Below are 21,486 nucleotides of genomic sequence, written 5' to 3'. Positions count from 1 at the left end.
CGGGGTTACATTTGAGGATACATCCCATGCCCGATAGCCATCGCGTTTACAGCTACTCCGCCGTCCTGATGGGCTCACCCATCCTCCTGAAACTCTTCTCCCATGACGAAGCCCTCGCATCCCGTGTGTTTCGCCTGATCAAACAGTATGAAGATCTGTTCACCGTCAACCGCGCGCACTCGCAGGTCATGGATATCAACCATGCTGCAGGCCAGCATCCGGTTACCGTCAGCCGACCCGTATTTGAACTGATCCGCTGTGCAAAAGCGGCAAGCCTCCTCAAGGACAGCGCCTTTAACCTGGCCATTGGTCCGCTGGTGAAACGCTGGAAAATTGGTTTTCAGGGAGACAGCGTTCCGCCTGCCTATGAAATCGCGTCACTGCTGGCGATTACCCGTCCTGATGATGTCATCCTTGATGAGACTCGCAGCAGCGTTTTTCTGACCAGAACGGGTATGGAGATTGATCTGGGGGCCATCGCCAAAGGGTATATCGCCGACAGAGTGCGGGATTATCTGCACAAAGAGGGGGCAGATCTGGGGCTGATTAACCTCGGCGGCAATATCCAGACATTAGGCTCGCCGGAAGGGGGCTGGAGCGTGGGGCTCAAAAAACCGTTCGCCGGAGATGCGTTGATCGGCACGATGACGGTCGAGAATATGTCTGTCGTGACGTCCGGAACATACGAGCGTTACTTTGAACAGAATGGTAAGCGCTACCACCACATTCTTGATCCGCGCACCGGGTATCCCCTGGATAACGAACTGGATAGCGTGACCATCATTTCTAAAAACTCCATTGATGGGGATATCTGGACCACGTTGATGTACGGCATGGGGGTAGAGAAGGGATGTGCCACGCTGCGAGCGCGCCCCGATATTGAAGCTATCTTTGTGACCAAAACAAAAGAAGTGGTGCTCTCTTCAGCGCACCACTTCCGGTTTACGTTGCTGGATAACAGCTACCGCGTTACTGACAATACTGCTTGAGCAGGCCTGTTTGCTCCGGCTGGAGGCGGTAGCGATACACCGGACGCCCGGTGGCACCGTAGTGAATGCTGGTGAACAAAATATTGATTTGCGCCAGCCAGATCAGATATTTGCGGCATGACACGCGGGAGATATTGACCGCGCCTGCCAGGTCATCGGTGGAGAATTCTGTCTCCGGATGGGCATCAATCCACTGACAAATCGTGCGCAGCGTCTGCGGCGTTAACCCTTTCGGCAGCTTTTTACTGTCCGCCAGCTCTGGCGCTCCGCCGTGAATCAGCCTGTCGACGTCGGCCTGCTCATAGTACTGGTGCGATCCCATCAGACTGTGCTTCGCCTTCCAGCCGTTCAGTGCCTCTTCAAAACGTGGGAACTGGAAGGGCTTAATCAGATAATCCATCACGCCGTAATGGATGGAGGTCTGGATCGTGGCGGCGTCAGCAGCGGAGGAGATCATAATGACATCGATAGGGCGGCCTGAAGCGCGAATGACAGGCAACAGATCAAGCCCGTTATCCTGCTGCATATAAACGTCCAGCAGTACCAGATCGACAGGCTGGTTGGGGTTGTTGATAAAGGCCTCGGCCTGGTTGAGCGTAGAGGCGACACCGCAGCAGCTAAAGCCTTCAACACGGTTGACGTACAGACGGTTGAGGTCGGCTACCATGGCATCATCATCGACAATTAATACATTTATCACGCGATATTCCTCTCGCTATCCCAGGGGATGTGAACAAAAAATTGGGTAAATACACCAGGCTCAGACTCGACGGAGATGTCTCCACCCAGGTTCTGGATCTGCTGGCGAGCAAGGAATAACCCAACACCGCGGTTTTCACCTTTGGTTGAGAATCCCTTTGTAAAAATAGCCTCCAGCTGAGTGGGATCAATACCGGGGCCGTCATCACTGACTTCGCAACTGAGCCAGCCATTTTGATAATGCAACAGCAGACTGATTTCGCCTTCCTGCTGTCCTTCCATCGCGTCGAGTGCGTTTTCAATAAGGTTACCAAGCGCGGTGATCAGCACCGCAACCTGCTCTTCACTGGCGGTGTCCGGTATCTGACACTCATCGGCCAGCGTCAGGGTGACGCCCACTTCTTTCGCCCGGTTTATTTTACCCAGCAGGAACCCGGCAATCACCGGAGATTTTACCTTGCTCTGTATCTCGCCGATATCTGTCTGGTAATTATGCGCGGTCTGGATGATGTACTCTTCCAGCTTGTCGTAGCGTTTCATGTGCAGCAGGCCAAGGATCACGTGCAGTTTGTTCATAAACTCATGTGTATGCGTGCGCAGGGCGTCGACATAACTGACCATGCCATCAATCCGCTGCATCAACTGGCTGATTTCCGTTTTATCGCGGAAGGTGGTGATCGCGCCGATCACACGATCCTGGCTTTTGACTGGCACCATGTTGCACAGCAACAGCCGCCCGTTGCAGCTTATCTCCTGATCCTGGCGGGCAATTCCCGTTTTCGAGACTTCCCGCAGGCTGGCCAGCAGCGGCGCGCTGGCATTTTCAGTCTGCTTACCTGAAGGCAGGAGTAAAATCTCTCTGGCGGTTTGATTAATCATCGTCACTCGGCCATGAATATCGACGGCCAGCACCCCTTCACGGAGCGACTGCAGCATAGCCTGACGCTGTTCGAACAATGCGGAGATTTCGTAGGGTTCGAGCCCGAACAGGATGCGTTTCAGTACCCGAACCAGGCCCCAAATCGCCATAGAGCTCATAAATATACTGAATATGATGGTCCAGACGGCGTTCATCCGCCCACGGGCGATCTGATCTTCCACTTTTTTGAGAGAGATACCGACCACCACCACACCGATCTGATCGTGCTGGCTGTCGTAAACAGGGGTGAAAACGCGGAGCGCTTCGGCGAGCGCACCACGGTTAACGGAGACATTCTCTTTACCTTCCAGCGCAGGCTCGAGGTCATTACCAATAAAGTGCAGGCCGATCAGCGCTTCGTTCGGGTGCGAGTAACGAATCCCCCGCATGTCAGTCACCACCGTGAGCAGCAGATCGTTGCGTTGGGTGACGGCTTTGGCGATGGGTTGAATGATATCTGCCTGCGGGGGCTGCATCAGACCTCGCTGGATCTCCGGGCTGTCGGCCAGCGTGCGGGCGATACCCAGAGCGGTATCTTTAACATCATCGCGGGTCGCCCGGGTAATTTGTACTGAATAGAGTGCAAAGACTACCAGCAGCACAGAGGCAATAATCGCGCATACCATCAACGTGACCAGCGTATTCAGTTTCATGGGGCGCTTGCGCGTCAGAAGGAAAGGCTGCAAATCGCTCATCAACACTCCGCGATGATTAAGAAAGGGGGTAATTATCGCCGATGACGCGCTTTTCTTAAAGCCATGTAAAGGCGTGGATTTGCTCCTCTTTTCGTGACCCTCCTCGCATGTCATCCATATAAAACACTTTATAGTGTGTGGGTACTCATAATAAGGAGGCTGTTTATGAGCATTATGCTTACCGGTTCGGTCAAGGAAAGACGGCACGCCAGCACGATGAATATTGATAGATTGTCCACGCTGGACATGCTGAAAGTCATTCACCAGGATGATGCACTTATCACTGCTGCTATTACCCCCTGTTTAACAACTATCGCCCGCGTGGTGGATAACGCCGCCGCGACCCTCAGCCACGGCGGTCGTTTAGTCATTGTTGGCGCAGGCCCGTCGGGCCGTGTCGCGCAGCAGGTAGCGGATGAATATGCTCCGGGTAAAACTCCTGTCATTGCCGTTACAGCAGGCGAGGGAGAAGGGAGCTATGAGCGTGGCGTTGCCGACCTGCAGGCCATCACCTTTGGCGAACACGATATGATGCTGGCGGTGACCATTAGCGGAAAAACACCGTGGGTCTGGGGCGCGATGCGGCATGCGTGGTCGCTGGGTTCTGCGGTTGCTGTTATTACCGGTGACGCGCAAAGTGAAGCGGCGCAACTGGCGAGTATGGTGATTGCCCCGGAACTGGGGGCTGATGTGGTCGCAGGCTATATCAATACCAAAGCGGGGATTGCGCAGAAAATGATCCTCTCGATGATCGCTACCGGGCTGGCTGTTCGTACCGGTCGCGTATACAGCAACCTGCGTGTGGATCTGGAGGCAAGCAATACCAAATGGGCTGAGCGACAAATCGCAATAGTGATGGAAGCCAGCGGATGTACCCGGGCGGAGGCGAAAGCCGCGCTGGAAGGGTGTAACCATAACTGTAAAACAGCGGTGTTGATGGTGCTGACAGGGCTGGATGCGTGGAAAGCGCATGAACTGCTGGCGCAGAATAATGGATTTATTCGTGTGGCGTTGCAGGAAGCACCGTAATATATTCAGCACAGTAATAAAAAAGGCCGCAATTGCGGCCTTTGGTCTTTTTGTAAATTAGAACTGATAAGTCAAACCAATACCGACAACGTTATCAGTGGAAATGCCGTATGTATCATACAGTTCTTCATCTTCATCTTCATCTTCATCCAGCAGATTTATTTTATAATCAACATAGGTAGAGAAGTTTTTATTAAAGTAGTAAGTGCTGGCAACAGAAACGTAATTAACCAGGTCATGGTTGAATCCTTTACCGTCCAGATCTTTCCCTTTTGAATAAACCCATGCCAGTGAAGGACGCAGACCGAAGTCAAATTGGTATTGTGCTACTGCTTCAAAGTTTTGAGTCTTATTAGCGATACCGTCATTACCGATTGGTGTCATATTACGGGTTTCAGCATACATCATCGCCAGATAGACATTATTCGCGTCATATTTAGCACCAACAGTCCAGGCTTCGGCAGTCTCACCGTTGGCCCAGCCATTGCCCTCTTTGTTCTTACCAGCGGCTACCTGCTCATTGGTACGGTCAGAGGAGGCATAAGCAGCAGCCAGGCTGACGCCACTCAAATCACCAGAAAAGTCATAAGATGTGGAAAGGCCAAATCCATCACCGTTCTGGAAGCGCGGGTCTTTATGACCATTACGGGTACCTTCCTGATCTTCGTTGGCATTTTCACCTTCGTTGGCTGCCTGGTACTGAAGCGCGAAGTGAAGTCCCTCTACCTGACCGAAGAAATCATTGTTACGGTAAGTCGCAACACTGTTGGTTCGACCAGTCATAAAGTTATCAGTCCAGGTGTAAGAATCTCCGCCGAAGACTGGAAGCATATCTGTCCAGGCTTCTACATCGTAAACCACACCATAATTACGACCATAATCAAATGAACCGTATTCAGCGAACTTCAGACCGGCAAATGCAAGCTTCGCGTAACTTTTTTGTGAGCCCTCAGTATCACTCGCCTGGGATTTTAACAATGCCTGGCCATAACCCATTAACTGTGAGTTAATCTGAGTCTCACCTTTGAAACCGATTTCAATAATGGTGTCGTCACCATCTTCTTTAGCATTGTCAGAAAAGGTATGACGCGCATCTACTTTTCCGTAAAGATCCAGTTTATTACCATTCTTGTTATAAATCTCCGCCGCATTTGCTGCGCCAGCCATTAATAAAGCAGGTACAAGAAGTGCCAGAACTTTTCTTTTCATTATATATTCCCTTTAAAGATAATTTATATGAATATATGTAATTACCCTCCGTAATTACATGGCTGATACTATTCTATCGATTGTTATTTTGGTTCAAAAATAAATGTAATTAAAATCGTATAAATATTGCAAAATATTTCTAAATGTCGCTTTATTTTTCTTGTGAATTATTCAGTTGAATGTATAGGGGTTAATTATTGTTAAGTATTTCACGCTATTATTATTTCAGTTTTATAATTTCTTGAAATTATATATCTCGCCCTTTCAGAGCAAAATTAATACAACCGTCAATCTTGCCTGAGATCAACTTAACGCAAACTGAGCGTAAGAAACCTTCCCACACAACCGCGTTTAATGACAAAATGTGATGATTGTCACAAAACTAAGTGAGAAGGTGAAAACGGTAGCGCTGCTATCGTGGAGTAAAGGGTAATGATGGAACGAAAAATTGAACGCGGCCTGGGAGGCAAACTGGCTCTGTGGGTATTCTACGCATTTTGCGGTTACTTTGTCTGGGCTATGGCGCGCTACGCGTGGGTGGTAAGTAAAATTCCATCACTGCCTGATACCGTTGCGGACGGTGATTTAGGCTCGACCAGCGGGAAGTGGCTTGGAGCCATTCTGGGGTTTCTGGTGCTGGGCACAGTCGGTCTGATTCTGGGCGCGATTGCCTGGTATACGCGTCCCCGTCAGGACAACCGGTGATAGCAGCGGGGAAAGTTGCTATTGTTACCGTTTCAACGACAGGATGTGATAATGGAACTTACGCAGTGGCAGCACCGCTTTGAACGCTGGCTCGACGAAAACCACACTACCGACGACGCCGCTCATGATATTTCACACTTTCGTCGTGTCTGGATTACCGCGCAAAAAATCATGGACAACCAGACGGTTGATTCGCTGGTTGTGCTGACCGCATGTTATTTTCATGACATCGTTAGCCTGCCGAAAAACCATCCGGAACGCAGTCAGTCATCCCGTCTGGCGGCGCGTAAGACACGTAGCATTCTGCAATGCGATTTCCCTGATTTTCCGTCCGAATGCTATGCCGCCGTGGAACATGCCATCGAAGCACACAGTTTCAGCGCCGGTCTGACGCCACAAAGTATTGAGGCCAAAATTGTCCAGGATGCAGACCGTCTGGAAGCATTGGGAGCCATCGGTCTGGCGCGTGTCTTTGCCGTGTCTGGCGCATTGGGAGTGGCACTGTTTGATGCTGACGATCCGTTCGCCGATGCACGAGCACTTGATGACCGGGCATTTGCCCTTGACCATTTTCAGACCAAGCTGTTGCGCTTGCCTGATACAATGCAAACGGATGTCGGGCGCGAGCTCGCGCACCACAACGCCGATTTTCTGATCCAGTTTATGGCGAAACTCAGTGCCGAATTACACGGCGACTGCATCGGGCTGGATAGCCAGGTTCAGAGCCGCTTCCGTCGCAGTTTGCGCAAATGAACTGTGGTAATCTGTTTCCAGTCTTTATTGTCCGGTTAAAAGAATGCAGGAAAATCGATCAGTGACTGAGCCCGCACCTGAGCAGGCTGAGAAATCAACGGCAACGGTGCAGGCGTTATTGCACCAGTTGTTAGATATCTATGATGCTAAAACCCTGGCAAATCAGCTGGTGGCACACGGTGAGAGCCACTGGAGCCCGGCAATCCTGAAAAGACTGCTGACCAGCGAGCGGGCAGGGCGTCGCCTGAGCGAAGGCGAGTTTCGTTACCTGCAGAGCCTGCTTCCACGCCCTTCAGCCGCGCACCCGAACTATGCCTTCCGCTTTATCGATCTGTTTGCCGGTATCGGTGGTATCCGACACGGCTTTGAAGCCATCGGCGGCCAGTGCGTGTTTACCAGCGAGTGGAACAAACATGCTGTGCGCACCTACAAAGCAAACTGGTACTGCGATCCGCATGAACATCATTTCAACGCGGATATCCGCGATGTCACCCTGAGCCATAAAAGTGGCGTGAGCGATGCGCAAGCCGCGGAGCACATTCGCCAGACGATCCCGGCGCATGATGTGCTGCTGGCGGGTTTCCCGTGTCAGCCTTTCTCCCTGGCGGGCGTCTCGAAAAAGAACGCCCTCGGACGCGCCCACGGTTTCGCCTGTGATACGCAGGGAACGCTGTTTTTTGATGTGGCCCGCATTATTGACGCCCGACGCCCGGCGATTTTTGTGCTGGAAAACGTCAAGAATTTAAAGAGCCATGATGGTGGAAAAACCTTCCGCATCATCATGCAAACGCTGGACGAGTTGGGCTATGACGTGGCCGACTCACAGGACATGGGCGCGGATGATCCAAAAATCATTGATGGGAAACATTTTCTGCCCCAGCATCGCGAACGAATCGTGCTGGTGGGTTTCCGCCGCGATCTCAATCTGAAAGGGGATTTCACCCTGCGTGATATTCCTTCTTTATATCCGGCGCGCCGTCCTACCGTGGCTGATCTGCTTGAGCCTGCCGTCGACGCCAAATTTATCCTCACCCCGGTGCTATGGAAATACCTCTACCGCTATGCCAAAAAACATCAGGCGAAAGGTAACGGCTTCGGTTTCGGGATGGTAAACCCAAACGATCCGCACAGTGTTACCCGTACGTTGTCTGCCCGCTACTATAAAGACGGTGCAGAAATTCTGATCGACAGAGGCTGGGACAAGGCGCTTGGCGAGCAGAATTTCGACGACCCGGACAACCAGCGTCATCGTCCACGACGCTTAACCCCCCGGGAATGCGCCCGGTTAATGGGGTTTGAGACCCCGCAAGGCTACAGCTTCCGCATTCCGGTTTCGGACACGCAGGCTTACCGCCAGTTTGGTAATTCTGTGGTGGTTCCCGCGTTTGCGGCGGTGGCAAAACTGCTGCTCTCGCGCATCAAACAGGCAGTGGCGCTACGTCAGAGTGAGGCCGTCAATGACGGATGTTCACGATAAAGCAACACGCAGTAAAAACATGCGTGCCATCGGCACGCGTGATACCGCAATTGAAAAACGCCTGGCCGCACTTCTGACACAGGCCGGCGTTGATTTCCGCGTGCAGGACCCCGCGCTTGCGGGTCGCCCGGACTTCGTTGTCGACGCGTACCAGTGCATCATCTTTACCCACGGCTGTTTCTGGCATCATCACGACTGCTACTTGTTCAAGGTCCCGGCGACACGCACCGATTTCTGGCTGGAGAAAATTGGTAAGAACGTTGATCGTGACAACCGGGATCTCACCACGCTTATTGCTCAGGGCTGGCGAGTGCTGATCGTCTGGGAGTGTGCCCTGAGAGGCAGATTAAAACTGAACGATGCCGATCTAACAGAACGGCTGGAAGAGTGGATCTGCGGCGGCGGTCAGACCGCGCAGATCGATACTCAAGGGATTCACCCGCTTACGGTTTTTCCACCTCGCAAGGTGTGACAACCGGTTTGGCAGGCAGCAAATATTTGCCCAGCGTGACCAGCACAACAGCAAAAACAATCACCCCTAGTGCCAGCCATTCCACCGACGAGAGTGTTTCACCGCCCAATCCTGTGCCGAGCAGCACGGCCACGACCGGGTTAACATAGGCATAGCTGGTGGCGACGGCCGGAGAAACATTGCGGATCAGGAACATGTAGGCATTAATGGCGATGAGCGATCCAAACAACGCCAGATAACCGACCGCCAGAAAACCCGACAGACCCGGCATTGTCGTCAGCTTTTCTCCCGTCAGCGTTGAGGCGATCAACAGCACAATCCCTGCAGCGAGCATCTCTATTGCGCCAGCCATCATGCCGGAGGGCAACTCTATCCGGGAGCCGTATACGGAACCAAACGCCCAGCTCATAGAGCCGATCAGAATAATCACGGCGCCCCACGGGTTCCCGCTCAGGTTTCCGCCGCTGTTGAGCAGAATAATGCCAGCAAGACCAATACCAATTCCCAGCCATTCCAGCTTGCGGGTACGAATGCCGAAAAGACGGCTAAAACAGAGGGTAAACAGCGGGACGGTGGCAACAACCACGGCGGCGATCCCTGACGGTACATTCTGGTGCTCGGCAATGGTCACAAACCCATTGCCCACGGCCAGCAGCAGCAGGCCAATCAATGCAGCATTAAGCAGCGGGCGAAGTGGGGGCAGTTTATGTCCGCGTAGCAGCAGGAAAGCCAGCAACAAGACCCCTGCCGCGAGGAAGCGAATCCCCGCCATCATCAGCGGCGGCCAGCTTTCTACACCGATGCGAATGACAAAGTAGGTTGAACCCCAGATGATATACAGTGAAAAGAGTGCCCCAATGAGCGGTAGCAATTGCCGGAAACGCATAATCCCTCACGACGAAATAAAAAGGTCGCTGATAGTAAACGCGAAAACTTTCGTGCTGGCGAGCCCTTTAATTGTGTAGTTGATGTGAATTTTTTGTTGACGAAAGGTGCCTGTTTCCGGGTTTGTACTTTTGCTCCATACTATTCACTTAATTACCAAAAAAGAAGGATTGAGATTTTGGCAGGAAGTAGCTTATTAACATTGCTGGATGATATTGCCACCTTACTGGATGACATTTCAGTGATGGGGAAACTGGCCGCGAAGAAAACCGCTGGCGTTCTGGGAGATGATTTATCGCTTAACGCCCAGCAGGTGAGTGGGGTAAGGGCTAACCGTGAACTGCCGGTGGTGTGGGGTGTAGCGAAAGGCTCATTCCTCAACAAGGTGATTCTGGTACCACTGGCGCTACTGATCAGCGCGTTTATTCCCTGGGCCATCACGCCGTTACTGATGATTGGTGGGGCATTTTTATGCTTCGAAGGCGTTGAGAAAGTCCTGCATTCGTTCGCGGCACGTAATAAGAGCGATACACCTGAAATGCGCCAGCAGCGTCTTGAAGCACTGGCCGCGCAGGATCCGAAAACCTTTGAGCGCGATAAAGTGAAAGGGGCTATTCGTACCGACTTTATTCTCTCTGCAGAGATCGTCGCCATTACGCTGGGGATCGTGTCTGAAACATCACTGATGAACCAGGTTCTGATCCTCTCCGGGATCGCTATTCTGGTCACGGTTGGGGTGTACGGCCTGGTAGGCGTGATCGTTAAGCTGGATGATATCGGCTTCTGGCTGGAAGAGAAATCGAGCGTGGTGGCAAAAGGGGTCGGCAAAAGCTTACTGGTGCTGGCGCCGTGGCTGATGAAGAGTTTATCCGTGGTCGGCACGCTGGCGATGTTCCTCGTGGGTGGCGGTATTGTGGTTCACGGTATTGCGCCATTGCATCATGCCATCGAACACTTCTCGTCGGCGCAGGGGGCCATCGTGGCGGCTATCCTGCCTACACTGCTTAACCTTGTGCTGGGCTTTATCATTGGTGCTATCGTGGTGGCAGTCGTGAAGCTGGTCGAAAAAATGCGTGGCACGGCGCACTAATTGTTACTCGTTACAGATGCAAAAAGACTGTTCCTCGTCTAAATTGAAACAGTTTCACCCTGATACAGGAGGCAGGTATGGTCTTTTTGGTCAGTGATGAAGTTAAGCCTAAGAAGGGCGGCCCACGAATGATTGTCACCGGGTATTCCAGTGGAATGGTGGAATGTCGGTGGCACGATGGCTACAGCATCAAGCGGGAAGCATTTCGTGAAGATGAGCTTCAGCCGGGTGACGGGCAGCAGAAACGAGACAAGGCTTAATCACATAACGCCCGGCTTTGTCGGGCGTTTTTATTTCAGGTACCGGGTCCAGGCAGTCATCAGGGAGAGTGTGTGTGCAGCGCGATACATTTGTTGTAAGACGATCTTTTTTACAATGGCTGCAAAAGCGCAGCAACCCTGGCCTGATTGTTAATTCCTGTTTTCTTGTCGTTCTGATCTTTTCCACGCTTCTGACCTGGCGCGAGGTGGTGGTGCTGGAAGAGGCCTATATCTCCAGCCAGCGTAACCATCTGGAAACGGTTGCCAATTCGCTCGACAGACAGCTGCAATTTGGCGTTGATAAGGCGCTATTTTTCCGTAACAGCATGCGGGACGCACTGCATAAACCGCTGGCATTTGATGTTTTGCATGATGCGGTTGTACGTTTTGACACCCTTCGAAAGCAGTCTGCCTGGCAGCTGGCGGTGGATAAAGAACGCACGCTCCCCATCAATGGCGTATCAGATGCTTTTGTTGAAAAAACCACGCTCCTGAACCGTGACGATGAACGCATCCGTAATGAAATATCTGCTGCGCTTGAAGTAGGGTATTTGCTGCGTCTGGCCTCATCGGCAGCGCAGAATGAAGAGCGGGTTATCTATATCTCCCGTGCCGGGTTTTATCTCTCCACCGATACACCTGCACAGAGTGGCGACATCATCACGCGTTATTACCACCTGGTGACCCAGCCCTGGTTTACGCAGCAGTCGGAACGCAATAATCGCGCGCGGGCGGTGCGTTGGTTTATCTCCACCGCTTCATCCTGGACCGGCAATGAGCGCATGATTACGGCCAGCATACCCATCTATTTCGAACATTACTGGTATGGCGTAGTGGCGATGGATTTTTCGTTTAGCACCATGCAGCGTTTGCTGGCCGATGCAACAGACGATCATGCCGAAGGGGAATATCAGCTGTACGATTCGCGCCTCAACATTATTGCCTCTTCGGAATCTCCGGCCAGCCTGATGAACCATTTTGACGAACGCGAAATGGCGCAAATTGCGCATGCCATTGAAAGTGATACGGAAGGTGGTATCCGTCTCGGTAGTCGTTTTATCAGCTGGGAACGGCTCGATCACTTTGATGGCGTCGTTCTGCGGGTGCATACCCTCCATGAAGGTGTTCAGGGTGATTTCGGTAGCATCAGCATAGTGCTGGCGCTGTTGTGGGCGCTGTTCACGGCCATGCTGCTTATCTCCTGGCTGGTGATCCGTCGAATGGTGAGCAACATGTATACCCTGCAAAACTCACTGCAGTGGCAGGCATGGCATGATCCGCTCACTCGTCTGAATAACCGTGGTGCGCTCTTCGAACGGGCCAGAATACTGGCGCAACAATGCCAGCAGCAGTCGCTACCGTTTTCCGTGATTCAGATAGATCTGGACCACTTTAAAAGTATCAATGACCGCTTTGGTCATCAGGCGGGTGATAAGGTGTTGTCTCACGCTGCCGGGATTATTGCCAGCGGGCTACGTGAAAACGATGTCGCCGGGCGCGTCGGTGGGGAAGAGTTTTGCGTGGTATTACCTGGGGTGGCACTTCCGGAGGCCTCGATGATAGCAGAACGCATCCGCGCAAGAATTGACAGCAAAGAGATTCTGGTGAAAAAAAGCACCACAGTACATATCAGTGCGTCATTTGGTGTGAGTTGTGCCCATGAAAAAGGGAATTACAACTTTGAACAGCTGCAGTCGATTGCCGATTCCCGGCTGTATCTGGCAAAACAGGGGGGACGTAATCAGGTTATCTGGCGCGATCGTGACAAGAAGTGATCCAGCCCCTCACACCAGCCCGCTGGTCCGGGCTGCTGCGTGCGATAGACCCGCGCAGGGCTAGTGTCCCGCAGCACGATACCCTGTCGGTTTATCCCTTTGATGACGACAGCGAAGTCCACGCTGTCCAGCAGTGGTGCATCATTTGGGCCATCGCCGAGCCCCAGGGTGGTAGGGACTAGACCTTCCTGCTCATGGTACTGCTCAATAAGCCAGTTAACCGCAACGTCCTTACCACAGCGGGCGTCCAGAATATGCCAGAAGCGGGCGCCTTGCAGGCATTTCAGACCACTTTGCGCCAGCTCCTCTTCAAACTCAGCCATTTTCTCATCGGTGTCGCGCCAGATAAGCGTGACGGAGGCTTCATGCTTGCGTGCAAGGGCTGAGCGATAGCGCGTCAGCCCGGTCCACTCGCTGATCACTCGTTCATCGACGTCGTCAAAGGTAGTGAATTTAACGCGCAACTGCAGGCGGATTTGCTCAATCAGCCGACGGATATCCTGGTGCGCCATCCCTCTGATGTGGCGCTTGCCCATTTCCCAGCGGACATCAGGTTGAATCACTGCGCCGTTTTCGGCAATAAGAGGTAAACCTTCCAGTCCCAGCTCCTGCTGGATCTCAAGCATCTCTGCCACCGTCTTACTGCTGCAAAGAATGATCGGTATCTGGTAATCCAGCAGCCTGTCGAGCCAGGGTATCGCTGGTTGCCAGTCATAGGTATGAATATCCAGCAACGAGCCATCCAGATCAGAAAAAATCAGCAGTGTATCCCGCAGTGAAGGCATAGTGACTCCAGATAACGGATGTGTCAGCGACTAAGAATATTCCTAAAAAATTACGGAAAGGGAAACTCGGGAGAAAGGAACTATCCCAGGCAAACCCGCATTCGGCGTATGTTGTCGCTCATAACAAAAATCAATATGTTAAAAATGTTATATTCATTCTGAGAATATATGCTTGTCAGACAAAATTGTTGGGGATAGTGTGGCGTGTACATCAGGTTTCCTGGTGTAACGAATTTCAAGTGCTTCTTGCATAAGCAAGTTTTGATCCCGGTCATCCCCATGACCGGGATTTTTTTCGTGCTACCGATTTGCTTCAGACACGCTAAAGTCATGTATATCAAGCTCGAAAGCCTCAGCCAGCTCACGATAGGTGTGATAATCCCTTCCGTTAACAATGACGCGGTCAGAATTATCGTCCATGCGACGGACTTCTGATTCACTGATCTCATTGATGGCGGCCAGCAGGGCATCGACATCCACTTCGACGTCGCGTTTGATAGTGTCGCTGTACGCTTTATCGGTCTTCATTACGGGACTCCTCTTTCAACCTACAAACGTGTCCAAGGTTAAGTATAGCCTGTGTATAAAAACGCCATTCGCGCCGGACGGCGATGTGCGCTTTTGCGTTTTGTTCTACACTGGCTCAAAACCAGAGGAGGAATGTATGAAGGTCAACGATCGGGTAACCGTTAAAACGGACGGTGGGCCGCGCCGCCTGGGTGTGGTACTGGCAATTGAAGAGTTTAGCGAAGGCACAATGTACCTGGTATCACTGGAAGACTACCCGCTCGGCATCTGGTTTTTTAACGAACTGGGGCATCCGGACGGTATTTTTGTTGAGAAAGCAGAGTAGCACGGCGTCGGGTAGCACATCGCGTGCCCGACAATCTCTATAGAAGCAAAAATCTCTGGCCAGGCCAGAGATCAAAGGTAGGGTGCACAGGGTCTTAAGCGACTAACGCATGTTGACGAAAATCCCGTTCGTCACATTATCGGTCAGGCGTACTACGTGGTAGATCACTTGCTTATTATGCGTTTTAATTTTCCTTTTAATATTTCCTTTGTGTGACGAAACGGTTTTAGCTTTAATATTCATCTGGTCTGAGATCTGAATAGTTCCTTGGCCCGCCATCCACATTCTCAGCATACTTGATTCAGTCCTGCTTAATGATAGGGTGGGTAAGTTAACCGCTCCTACATTTTTAACTTCTTTATTCAAATAATCACCCAGAATGTCATCCAGCGACTCTGGTTTAATCGATTTAGAACTGATTAATAAGTTTTTACGGACCAATAAATACTCATCGAAATGGATATTCGCGATCGCCATAAAAACAATAAACAGGGTTTTTGGATGCTGATTAATGATTTGCTTAATGTGCTGACTGTTGGCTGGATCGTGAATGAAACAGTCCTCATTAATAAACACCACGCCTGGTTTTAGTTCGTCACAAGCGGCTGCGAGTTCGTCAACGGTGTGTGCATCGTTGATGTCTCTCTTTCTTACCCCTCTGCTTGCCAGGTACCCGGTTAACCCTAGCCGGGTGTAGCTGCATAAATCCATAATGATCGTTGACATGGCATACCCTCACTCAATGCGTAACGATAATTCACCATCTGCCTGAGAGCTCAAAACAGCCATACGGGATGGAAAAAAATAATAAACCTGTGAGCATGACAAAGACTTTCAGGCGGACTCACTATCCCGTAAAGTTACGTATAATTTGCCAGGAATCTTCTTAAAGTAAAGTAATTATTAAGTATTGTGAGGTGGTTAGAAACAATTAAACCGCGTCAGATATATCCTGGAAGATGTTTTTCGGGTTTTATTTTAGGAATATCCTCAGAAAGACAATATCAACAGTGAGGGCTATTATTTACGTGGCAGTTCGCTGACAATATCCGCTAACAGATTGAATATCTCGCCGAATAAATGTTCACAGAAGGGGGCGATAAGTGGCATGAGTAATGACATTAATAAAATTCCGACCGTCAACGTCAGCGGAAAACCAATGACAAACACCGATAACTGTGGCGCCATTCTGTTCAGTAAACCTAATGCCAGGTTTACTGTCAGCAGTAGCGTGATAATCGGTAGCGCGAGCATCAGCCCGTTCAGGAATATCAGCCCTGCTGCGCGGGTGAGCGCCAGAAAAGCATTGCTGTTCACCGGGTTCTCACCAATCGGCAGCGTATGGAACGTATCCACCAGCATGGAGATGAGCCACAGATGACCGTTGAACGACAGGAACAGCAGCATGGCCAGCAGGTCGATAATGCGCGCCAGAACGGGCATGTTGAGATGGCTACCGGGATCGACAAACGTGGCGAACGATAACCCCATCTGCAGGCCAATGAGTTCCCCTGCGGTACGCACGGCGGCAAAGGCGAGTTGCATGGTAAAGCCGACGGCGACGCCAATCATCACCTGCTGCAATGCCACCCATACCGCATTGGCCGAGAAAATCGGAATATCCACTGGGGGGAGAGAGGGCGCAACGATAATGGAAATGATAATGCCCAGCCCCACTTTGACACGCTTGGGGATCGATTTCTCACTGAGAATCGGGGCTGTTGAGATCAGCGCCATGATGCGCAGCATTGGCCAGAAATAGACGCCAAGCCACTGAACCCACTGGTCGCTGGTGAAGTGCAGCATCGTCAGGTCAGCCGATAATGTACGGCAGATTGGTAAACAGGTTGCGCATATAGTCCAGCAACAGGTTCAGCATCCACGGCCCGGCAACGATAATCGCCACGAACACGGCGATGATTTTCGGGATGAATGACAGCGTCATTTCGTTAATCTGCGTGGCGGCCTGCAGGATACTGATAATCAGACCGGTTACCAGCGCGACAAGCAACAAAGGCGCGGCAACGGCTATCGCGATTTTCATCGCTTCCGTGCCCATCATCATGACCGATTCGGGTGTCATCGCCGTTCCTTAACTGTAGAAACTCTGGGCCAGAGAACTGACCAGCAGCTGCCAGCCATCGACCAGGACAAAGAGCATGATCTTAAAGGGCAGGGCAATGGTGGCGGGAGGAACCATCATCATACCCAGTGCCATCAGCACGCTGGCGATCACCAGGTCGATAATCAGGAACGGAATAAAAATGGTAAAGCCAATCTGAAACGCGGTTTTCAGCTCGCTGGTGACATAGGCAGGCAGCAGAATACGCATTGGCACCGCTTCCGGGCCCTGAAGCTCACCGGTGTTGGACAGGCGAGCAAAGAGCGCAAGATCCGCTTCACGCGTCTGACGCAGCATAAATTCTCGTAGCGGTTGCGCGCCTTTATCCAGCGCCTCCTGCATGGAGATTTTGTCTTCGCTGAACGGCTGGTAAGCGTCGGTATAAATCTTATCGATTACCGGCGACATAATGAAAAAGGTCAAAAACAGCGCCAGCCCCAGCAGAACCTGGTTTGGCGGTGCCGAAGGGGTTCCCAGCGCGTTTCGCAACAGACCAAAGACGATGATGATGCGGGTGAAGCTGGTCATCATCAGCAGGATGGCCGGAATAAACGTCAGCGAGGTGATGAAAACCAGTGTCTGAACCGGGAGCGACCAACTTTGGCCGCCGCCAGCGAGGGGCGTTGAGACCAGACCAGGCAATTGCGCATAAACCGCGGGAGCAAACAGGCCCACGCCCGCAAGCGTAAGGGATAACAAACGGCGCATCAGGATCTCCCGGAACGCTTAAGCAAACTCTTCATAACGGACTGGAAATCCGCAGGGGCGTCTGCGCGCTCGTCCACCACAACAGGAGCGGGCGGCAGTTTATGTAATACGTTAATGTTTGAGGCGGTTACGCCCAGGACCAGACGCGCATCTTCCACATCGACAATGACCACGCGTTCCCGTGGCCCGAGTGTGGTGCTGGCGCTGACCTTCAGACCGCGGGCACCGGCAGTTTTACCCGCCAGACCAACGCGTTTCGCCAGCCATGCGGCGATAAGAATAAAGGCAATAATACCGAACAATGCCCCGCTCACCTGGAGCAGAGGTGAGCCGGGGACGGCAGAAGGTTGTGATATTATTGCCTGAGTTTTCATGCTTAACGGCTCAGACGACGCATACGTTCTGATGGGGTAATGATATCGGTGATACGTACGCCGTATTTATCGGCAACCACCACCACTTCACCCTGGGCAATCAGATAACCGTTGATCAGAATATCCAGTGGCTCACCGGCCAGGCCGTCAAGTGCCACCACGGAACCCTGCGTCAGGCGCAGCAGTTCTTTAATGGTCATACGGGTGCGTCCCAGTTCCACGGTCAGCTTAACAGGGATGTCCATAATCAGGTCGATGTCCTGCAGCGTGCCGCTGACATCACCCCCACCAAGCTGCTGGAATACTGCATCCGCCGCGCTTTTGCTCGGGGCGGATTGTTGCTCGTTTAACGCGTCAGCCCACAGATCGTCCAGTGCTCCGCTGTTTTCATCGGACGGATTGTTCATGTCACTCATTTGGGCTGTTCCTCATTCAGCGAATTCAATATCGGGTTGATCAAGTGCTCAACGCGTAACGCATACTGACCGTTAAGTGTGCCGTACTGGCTTGTCAGCACCGGGACACCATCCACATGGGCAATAATGCGGTCGGGTTTTTCTATCGGCAGAACATCGCCGGGTTGTAATTTCAGAATCTGGGATAACCGCAGCGGGATATCGGCAAAACTCGCGATCAGCTCAAGCTGCGAATGCTGAACCTGACGTACCAGGTTTTCACGCCAGTTCTGGTCTTCGTTGCGTGAGTTCTCCAGCGGGGGGTTAACCAGCAGTTCGCGCAGCGGTTCGATCATGCTAAACGGCAGGCAAATGTTGAATTCCCCGGTCAGGTTACCGATTTCCACATGGAACGGTGTGTTGACGACGATATCGTTTGGAGAGGTGGTGATATTGGTAAATTTCACCTGCATCTCAGAACGTACATACTCCACGTCCAGTGGGTTAATGGCTTTCCACGCGTCGCTGTAAGATTCTAGCGCCAGCTTCAGCATACGGTTAATCACGCGCTGCTCGGTGTGGGTAAATTCACGACCTTCTACTTTGGTCGGGAAACGTCCGTCGCCACCGAACAGGTTATCCACCGCAATGAACACCAGGCTTGGCGAAAACACTACCAGTCCAGTGCCGCGCAGCGGCTTCAGATGAATCAGGTTAAGGTTGGTTGGCACCGGCAGGTTGCGGGCAAACTCATGATACGGCTGAATACGGATCGCACCGACCGTGATGTCCGGGCTACGACGCAGCAGGTTAAACAGCCCCATACGGAACTGACGTGCAAAACGTTCGTTAATGATCTCCAGCGCCTGCAGACGTTCACGTACCACGCGACGCTGGGTATTCGGGTCATAGGGGCGAATATCGCTATCGCCGCCAAGACCCGGTTGCGGATCATCACTCTTATCGCTGTCGCCGTTAAGCAGCGCATCGATTTCTGCCTGAGAAAGAATACTGTCGCCCATGTCGTTACCGCAGAATGAAGGCTGTATACAGAACGTCAGTGACTTCCTGCTTAGGTTGGCCGTTTACCAGCGGGGTCGCCAGCGTTTGTTTAATGGCGTCGACCAGCTTTTGCTTACCAACATCGGTGGCCAGCGTCGAAGCATCCTGACGAGAGAACAGCAGCAGAAGGCGGCTACGCACTTCCGGAAGATAATCATTCAGGCGTGCGCGCGTGGCTTCATCCTTCAGGCGCAGCGTAATACCGACATACAGCACACGATCCGCATCACCGAGATTCACGGTGAAGGTATCGAGAGGGAAAAATACCGGCGCCGGCGGTGGTGCAGGTTCGGCTTTGGCCGCAGCGGTCGAAGGTTCCTGCTGCATACGCCAGTAACTATAGCCCGCGGTGGCGCAGGCGGCGAGCGTGATCAACACCAGCAGCGGGATCCAGATGGAACGCTTACTTTTTTTGGTGATAGCGGAGTCAGTCATCTGATACGAGCTTCCTGTTTCGGTACAGCTTAATAAGGTGATTATCCCGTGTCCTGCTGTCGTCAAAGCGTGGAAAAGACGGGGATAATCACGCTACCTCTGGCGTTTAGGCGAAGATGTCTACGGCACTGTTACCGCGCGCTGCGGATTGCAGGGCGGCAGGGGCAGGCAGTAACTCATCACTCTCTTCATTAAAACCGCCGGTGTTACCGGAACGCGAAGCCTGATGTTGCTGCTCGGAGAAGGACTGCTGCTGCCCGGCAAAACTCTCACTGCTGACACTGCTCTGTGCAAGCTGAATACCATTCTCAGCCAGCGATGTCCGCAGTACCGGCAGGGCTGCTTCCAGTGCTGCGCGCACGTGGCTGTGCGCCGAGACCATCTGCAGTTGCGCCTGGTTATCATCCAGTTTAAGCGAAATTTGCACCTGACCCAGGTCTTCCGGGTGCAGACGCAGCTCTGCTGTCTGTTGTCCCTGTTTAGTGAACAGCGTGATGTGCTGGCTCAGGGATTGCTGCCATTCGTGAGTCCCCAGAGGCTGGCTTAACACCGGCGCAGTGGCAACGGTGGCGGCCGGCTGGCTGGTCGTATGGCTGGACATAACTGGTGCCAGGGTGGCCGTCGGCGATGTTGAAGACGACGCGCTGGCGAGTTCGTGCTTCTCCGCTGCAACGGTCACAACCGGTGTCGCGGGTGCGTTGTCAGGCAGAGCAGGGTCGCTGTGTTTCGCCTGACTCTGATAAGACGCAGAAAGCAGTGCTTTATCATGGCCTGCCAGCGGGGTGTTCTGGGACGATTGACCCGCGCCATTTTGTGCAGGCGTCGCTGAACTCAGAACAGACTTCGCGGTAATACCGTCAGTGCCTGTCGCGTGAGTAGTGCTGGTCTGCTGGTGGGGGAGCATCGCCATCAGCGCACTTAAACCTGCCAGCTCTTCTTCGCTCAGTTCGCTTTTGCTGTCATCTTTGCTGGCTGTATTCAGTGTATTCAGTGTCTTCAGGGCATCTCCCTTTGACAGCGGTGTCAGCCCGGAAACCAGCGTTTCCAGCGGTGTGGTTGAGGGTGCTTCATCGCCATTCAGCGCACCCTGACGCGAGAGCAGGTCCGCAATTTTAGCCTGCAGCGTGGTATCTCCCCTGGCGTCCTGAGCGACTTTTGACAGCTTACTGCCAGCCGCTTTCAGGTCAGCCAGGGTCAGTGGCGCATCCTTACCTTTGCCGGTTGCATCCGTCAGGGCGCCCGCCAGCAGAGAGAGAAAGTCTTGCGCACCGTCAGTGCCTTTCCCTGTCAGCGTGCCGCCTGACAGGTCGCTGTCGCTCATCAGCAGTTGTTGCAGTGTGATCATTCCGGTTTCCTCATTGATGCGCGCTGGGCAAACTCATCCATTTTTTTCTGATCCAGACGGTTTTCCGCCAGGGTCGAGGCTGCAATCTGCCGGTCCTGTAAGGTTTGCCAGGCCTGCAGCCGCTGTTTTTTCTCGCGCCAGAAATTCAGCGCGGTATCGACTTTCTGGGTCCACTGGTTAAGCTGCTGGCGATGCTGCTCTATCGCCTTCTCCAGCGTCTGGATAAACTGCTGATAGTTAATCCAGCGCTGGCTTCCAATGCCCTGTGTCATATCGGTATTGAGGTTGGTGCGATATTCATGCTGATAGTCGATTAACATCTTCAACTGTTCTTCAGCCTGCTGGCACCCGCGTCGCATTGCGCCAAGCTGCAATGCGGCATCATCAACTTCTTTTTCAGCCAGATCTTTCAGCGTTGATAACGCGCTGTTTTGCGCCATAACCTTCGCC

25 protein-coding genes and 1 pseudogene are annotated in these 21,486 nt (G+C 52.4%); 10 read left to right on the top strand and 16 right to left on the bottom strand.

The annotated features are described in order from the left end of the window. Positions 1-26 precede the first annotated feature (26 nt). Positions 27-989 carry an FAD:protein FMN transferase gene (locus HED65_RS18975; protein WP_114979727.1) on the top strand — a complete coding sequence of 321 codons (963 nt, stop codon included), beginning with the start codon at positions 27-29 and terminating at the stop codon, positions 987-989. Here HED65_RS18975 and dcuR read toward each other — a convergent pair. Continuing rightward, positions 970-1,689, bottom strand: a complete 720-nt coding sequence (gene dcuR, locus HED65_RS18970) for a two-component system response regulator DcuR (protein ID WP_028019609.1) — start codon at positions 1,687-1,689, stop codon at positions 970-972. The genes HED65_RS18975 and dcuR overlap by 20 nt on opposite strands. After that, positions 1,686-3,302, bottom strand: a complete 1,617-nt coding sequence (locus tag HED65_RS18965) for a sensor histidine kinase (protein ID WP_114979726.1) — start codon at positions 3,300-3,302, stop codon at positions 1,686-1,688. The genes dcuR and HED65_RS18965 overlap by 4 nt, the downstream gene beginning before the upstream one ends. Positions 3,303-3,467: 165 nt before the next feature. Here HED65_RS18965 and HED65_RS18960 point away from each other — a divergent pair, with 165 nt between their 5' ends. After that, positions 3,468-4,331, top strand: a complete 864-nt coding sequence (locus tag HED65_RS18960; RefSeq protein WP_114979725.1) for an N-acetylmuramic acid 6-phosphate etherase — start codon at positions 3,468-3,470, stop codon at positions 4,329-4,331. 57 nt (positions 4,332-4,388) lie between these two features. On the opposite strand, the gene HED65_RS18955 is transcribed toward HED65_RS18960, so the two are convergent. Further along, the gene (locus HED65_RS18955) at positions 4,389-5,540 is read right to left on the bottom strand and encodes a porin (protein WP_114979724.1); all 1,152 of its coding nucleotides are present in this window, start codon (positions 5,538-5,540) and stop codon (positions 4,389-4,391) included. A 435-nt stretch (positions 5,541-5,975) separates the two neighbouring features. Here HED65_RS18955 and drpB point away from each other — a divergent pair, with 435 nt between their 5' ends. The 4 genes from drpB (at position 5,976) to HED65_RS18935 (ending at position 8,947) form a co-directional block, all read left to right on the top strand. Beyond that, complete coding sequence (gene drpB / locus HED65_RS18950; RefSeq protein WP_114979751.1) at positions 5,976-6,245, top strand: cell division protein DrpB; 270 nt, start codon at positions 5,976-5,978, stop codon at positions 6,243-6,245. Positions 6,246-6,296: 51 nt separating this feature from the next. Then, a complete protein-coding gene (locus tag HED65_RS18945) occupies positions 6,297-6,998 on the top strand; it encodes a phosphohydrolase (protein WP_114979723.1) in 702 nt (233 codons plus the stop codon). A 61-nt stretch (positions 6,999-7,059) separates the two neighbouring features. After that, on the top strand, positions 7,060-8,475 hold the full coding sequence (locus tag HED65_RS18940) for a DNA cytosine methyltransferase (protein ID WP_114979722.1): 1,416 nt from the start codon (positions 7,060-7,062) through the stop codon (positions 8,473-8,475). Beyond that, positions 8,456-8,947: a very short patch repair endonuclease gene (locus HED65_RS18935; protein WP_114979721.1), complete on the top strand. Its 492-nt coding sequence runs from the start codon at positions 8,456-8,458 to the stop codon at positions 8,945-8,947. Before HED65_RS18940 ends, HED65_RS18935 begins: the two co-directional genes overlap by 20 nt. Here HED65_RS18935 and yedA read toward each other — a convergent pair. After that, positions 8,919-9,833, bottom strand: a complete 915-nt coding sequence (yedA, locus tag HED65_RS18930) for a drug/metabolite exporter YedA (protein WP_114979720.1) — start codon at positions 9,831-9,833, stop codon at positions 8,919-8,921. The two genes, HED65_RS18935 and yedA, sit on opposite strands and share 29 nt — an antisense overlap. Positions 9,834-10,010: 177 nt before the next feature. Between yedA and HED65_RS18925 the strand changes: the two genes are divergently transcribed. The 3 genes from HED65_RS18925 to dgcQ all read left to right on the top strand — a co-directional run bounded on the left by HED65_RS18925 (position 10,011) and on the right by dgcQ (position 12,957). Next, positions 10,011-10,922: a DUF808 domain-containing protein gene (locus tag HED65_RS18925; protein ID WP_114979719.1), complete on the top strand. Its 912-nt coding sequence runs from the start codon at positions 10,011-10,013 to the stop codon at positions 10,920-10,922. A gap of 77 nt (positions 10,923-10,999) precedes the next feature. Next, complete coding sequence (locus HED65_RS18920; protein WP_028019599.1) at positions 11,000-11,182, top strand: YodC family protein; 183 nt, start codon at positions 11,000-11,002, stop codon at positions 11,180-11,182. 74 nt (positions 11,183-11,256) lie between these two features. Next, the gene (gene dgcQ, locus HED65_RS18915) at positions 11,257-12,957 is read left to right on the top strand and encodes a cellulose biosynthesis regulator diguanylate cyclase DgcQ (protein ID WP_114979718.1); all 1,701 of its coding nucleotides are present in this window, start codon (positions 11,257-11,259) and stop codon (positions 12,955-12,957) included. Here dgcQ and HED65_RS18910 read toward each other — a convergent pair. Continuing rightward, positions 12,924-13,742, bottom strand: coding sequence for a mannosyl-3-phosphoglycerate phosphatase-related protein (locus tag HED65_RS18910; RefSeq protein WP_114979717.1), 819 nt, complete (start codon positions 13,740-13,742; stop codon positions 12,924-12,926). The two genes, dgcQ and HED65_RS18910, sit on opposite strands and share 34 nt — an antisense overlap. 300 nt (positions 13,743-14,042) lie before the next feature. Continuing rightward, positions 14,043-14,270: a YodD family peroxide/acid resistance protein gene (yodD, locus tag HED65_RS18905; RefSeq protein ID WP_028019596.1), complete on the bottom strand. Its 228-nt coding sequence runs from the start codon at positions 14,268-14,270 to the stop codon at positions 14,043-14,045. A 136-nt stretch (positions 14,271-14,406) separates the two neighbouring features. On the opposite strand from yodD, the gene dsrB reads away from it, so the two are divergent. Beyond that, positions 14,407-14,595: a protein DsrB gene (gene dsrB, locus HED65_RS22550; protein WP_189338754.1), complete on the top strand. Its 189-nt coding sequence runs from the start codon at positions 14,407-14,409 to the stop codon at positions 14,593-14,595. A gap of 102 nt (positions 14,596-14,697) precedes the next feature. Here the strand turns inward: dsrB and rcsA are convergent, their stop codons facing one another. The 10 genes and pseudogenes from rcsA to fliJ all read right to left on the bottom strand — a co-directional run bounded on the left by rcsA (position 14,698) and on the right by fliJ (position 21,476). Beyond that, positions 14,698-15,321, bottom strand: coding sequence for a transcriptional regulator RcsA (gene rcsA, locus HED65_RS18895; RefSeq protein ID WP_008500313.1), 624 nt, complete (start codon positions 15,319-15,321; stop codon positions 14,698-14,700). 278 nt (positions 15,322-15,599) lie between these two features. Beyond that, positions 15,600-16,401: pseudogene (gene fliR, locus HED65_RS18890) on the bottom strand (flagellar biosynthetic protein FliR). A 7-nt stretch (positions 16,402-16,408) separates the two neighbouring features. Next, positions 16,409-16,678 carry a flagellar biosynthesis protein FliQ gene (gene fliQ / locus HED65_RS18885; protein WP_008500315.1) on the bottom strand — a complete coding sequence of 90 codons (270 nt, stop codon included), beginning with the start codon at positions 16,676-16,678 and terminating at the stop codon, positions 16,409-16,411. 9 nt (positions 16,679-16,687) lie between these two features. Next, positions 16,688-17,425: a flagellar type III secretion system pore protein FliP gene (fliP, locus tag HED65_RS18880; protein WP_008500316.1), complete on the bottom strand. Its 738-nt coding sequence runs from the start codon at positions 17,423-17,425 to the stop codon at positions 16,688-16,690. Next, the gene (fliO, locus tag HED65_RS18875; RefSeq protein ID WP_114979715.1) at positions 17,425-17,799 is read right to left on the bottom strand and encodes a flagellar biosynthetic protein FliO; all 375 of its coding nucleotides are present in this window, start codon (positions 17,797-17,799) and stop codon (positions 17,425-17,427) included. Before fliO ends, fliP begins: the two co-directional genes overlap by 1 nt. A 2-nt stretch (positions 17,800-17,801) precedes the next feature. Continuing rightward, positions 17,802-18,215, bottom strand: a complete 414-nt coding sequence (gene fliN, locus HED65_RS18870) for a flagellar motor switch protein FliN (RefSeq protein WP_114979714.1) — start codon at positions 18,213-18,215, stop codon at positions 17,802-17,804. Further along, positions 18,212-19,216 (bottom strand): flagellar motor switch protein FliM, encoded by a 1,005-nt coding sequence (fliM, locus tag HED65_RS18865; RefSeq protein ID WP_028019593.1) that lies wholly within the window; start codon positions 19,214-19,216, stop codon positions 18,212-18,214. The genes fliN and fliM overlap by 4 nt, the downstream gene beginning before the upstream one ends. A 4-nt stretch (positions 19,217-19,220) precedes the next feature. Continuing rightward, a complete protein-coding gene (fliL, locus tag HED65_RS18860) occupies positions 19,221-19,691 on the bottom strand; it encodes a flagellar basal body-associated protein FliL (RefSeq protein ID WP_028019592.1) in 471 nt (156 codons plus the stop codon). A 106-nt stretch (positions 19,692-19,797) separates the two neighbouring features. After that, positions 19,798-21,036: a flagellar hook length control protein FliK gene (gene fliK / locus HED65_RS18855; protein ID WP_114979713.1), complete on the bottom strand. Its 1,239-nt coding sequence runs from the start codon at positions 21,034-21,036 to the stop codon at positions 19,798-19,800. Further along, positions 21,033-21,476, bottom strand: a complete 444-nt coding sequence (gene fliJ / locus HED65_RS18850) for a flagellar export protein FliJ (protein WP_006811155.1) — start codon at positions 21,474-21,476, stop codon at positions 21,033-21,035. The genes fliK and fliJ overlap by 4 nt, the downstream gene beginning before the upstream one ends. Positions 21,477-21,486 lie beyond the last annotated feature (10 nt).

This window comes from Pantoea sp. LS15, from assembly GCF_012241585.1.
GTDB lineage: Bacteria > Pseudomonadota > Gammaproteobacteria > Enterobacterales > Enterobacteriaceae > Enterobacter.
The sequence above is the reverse complement of the archived record's forward strand: the minus strand, read 5'-3'. Positions and strand labels throughout refer to the sequence as shown.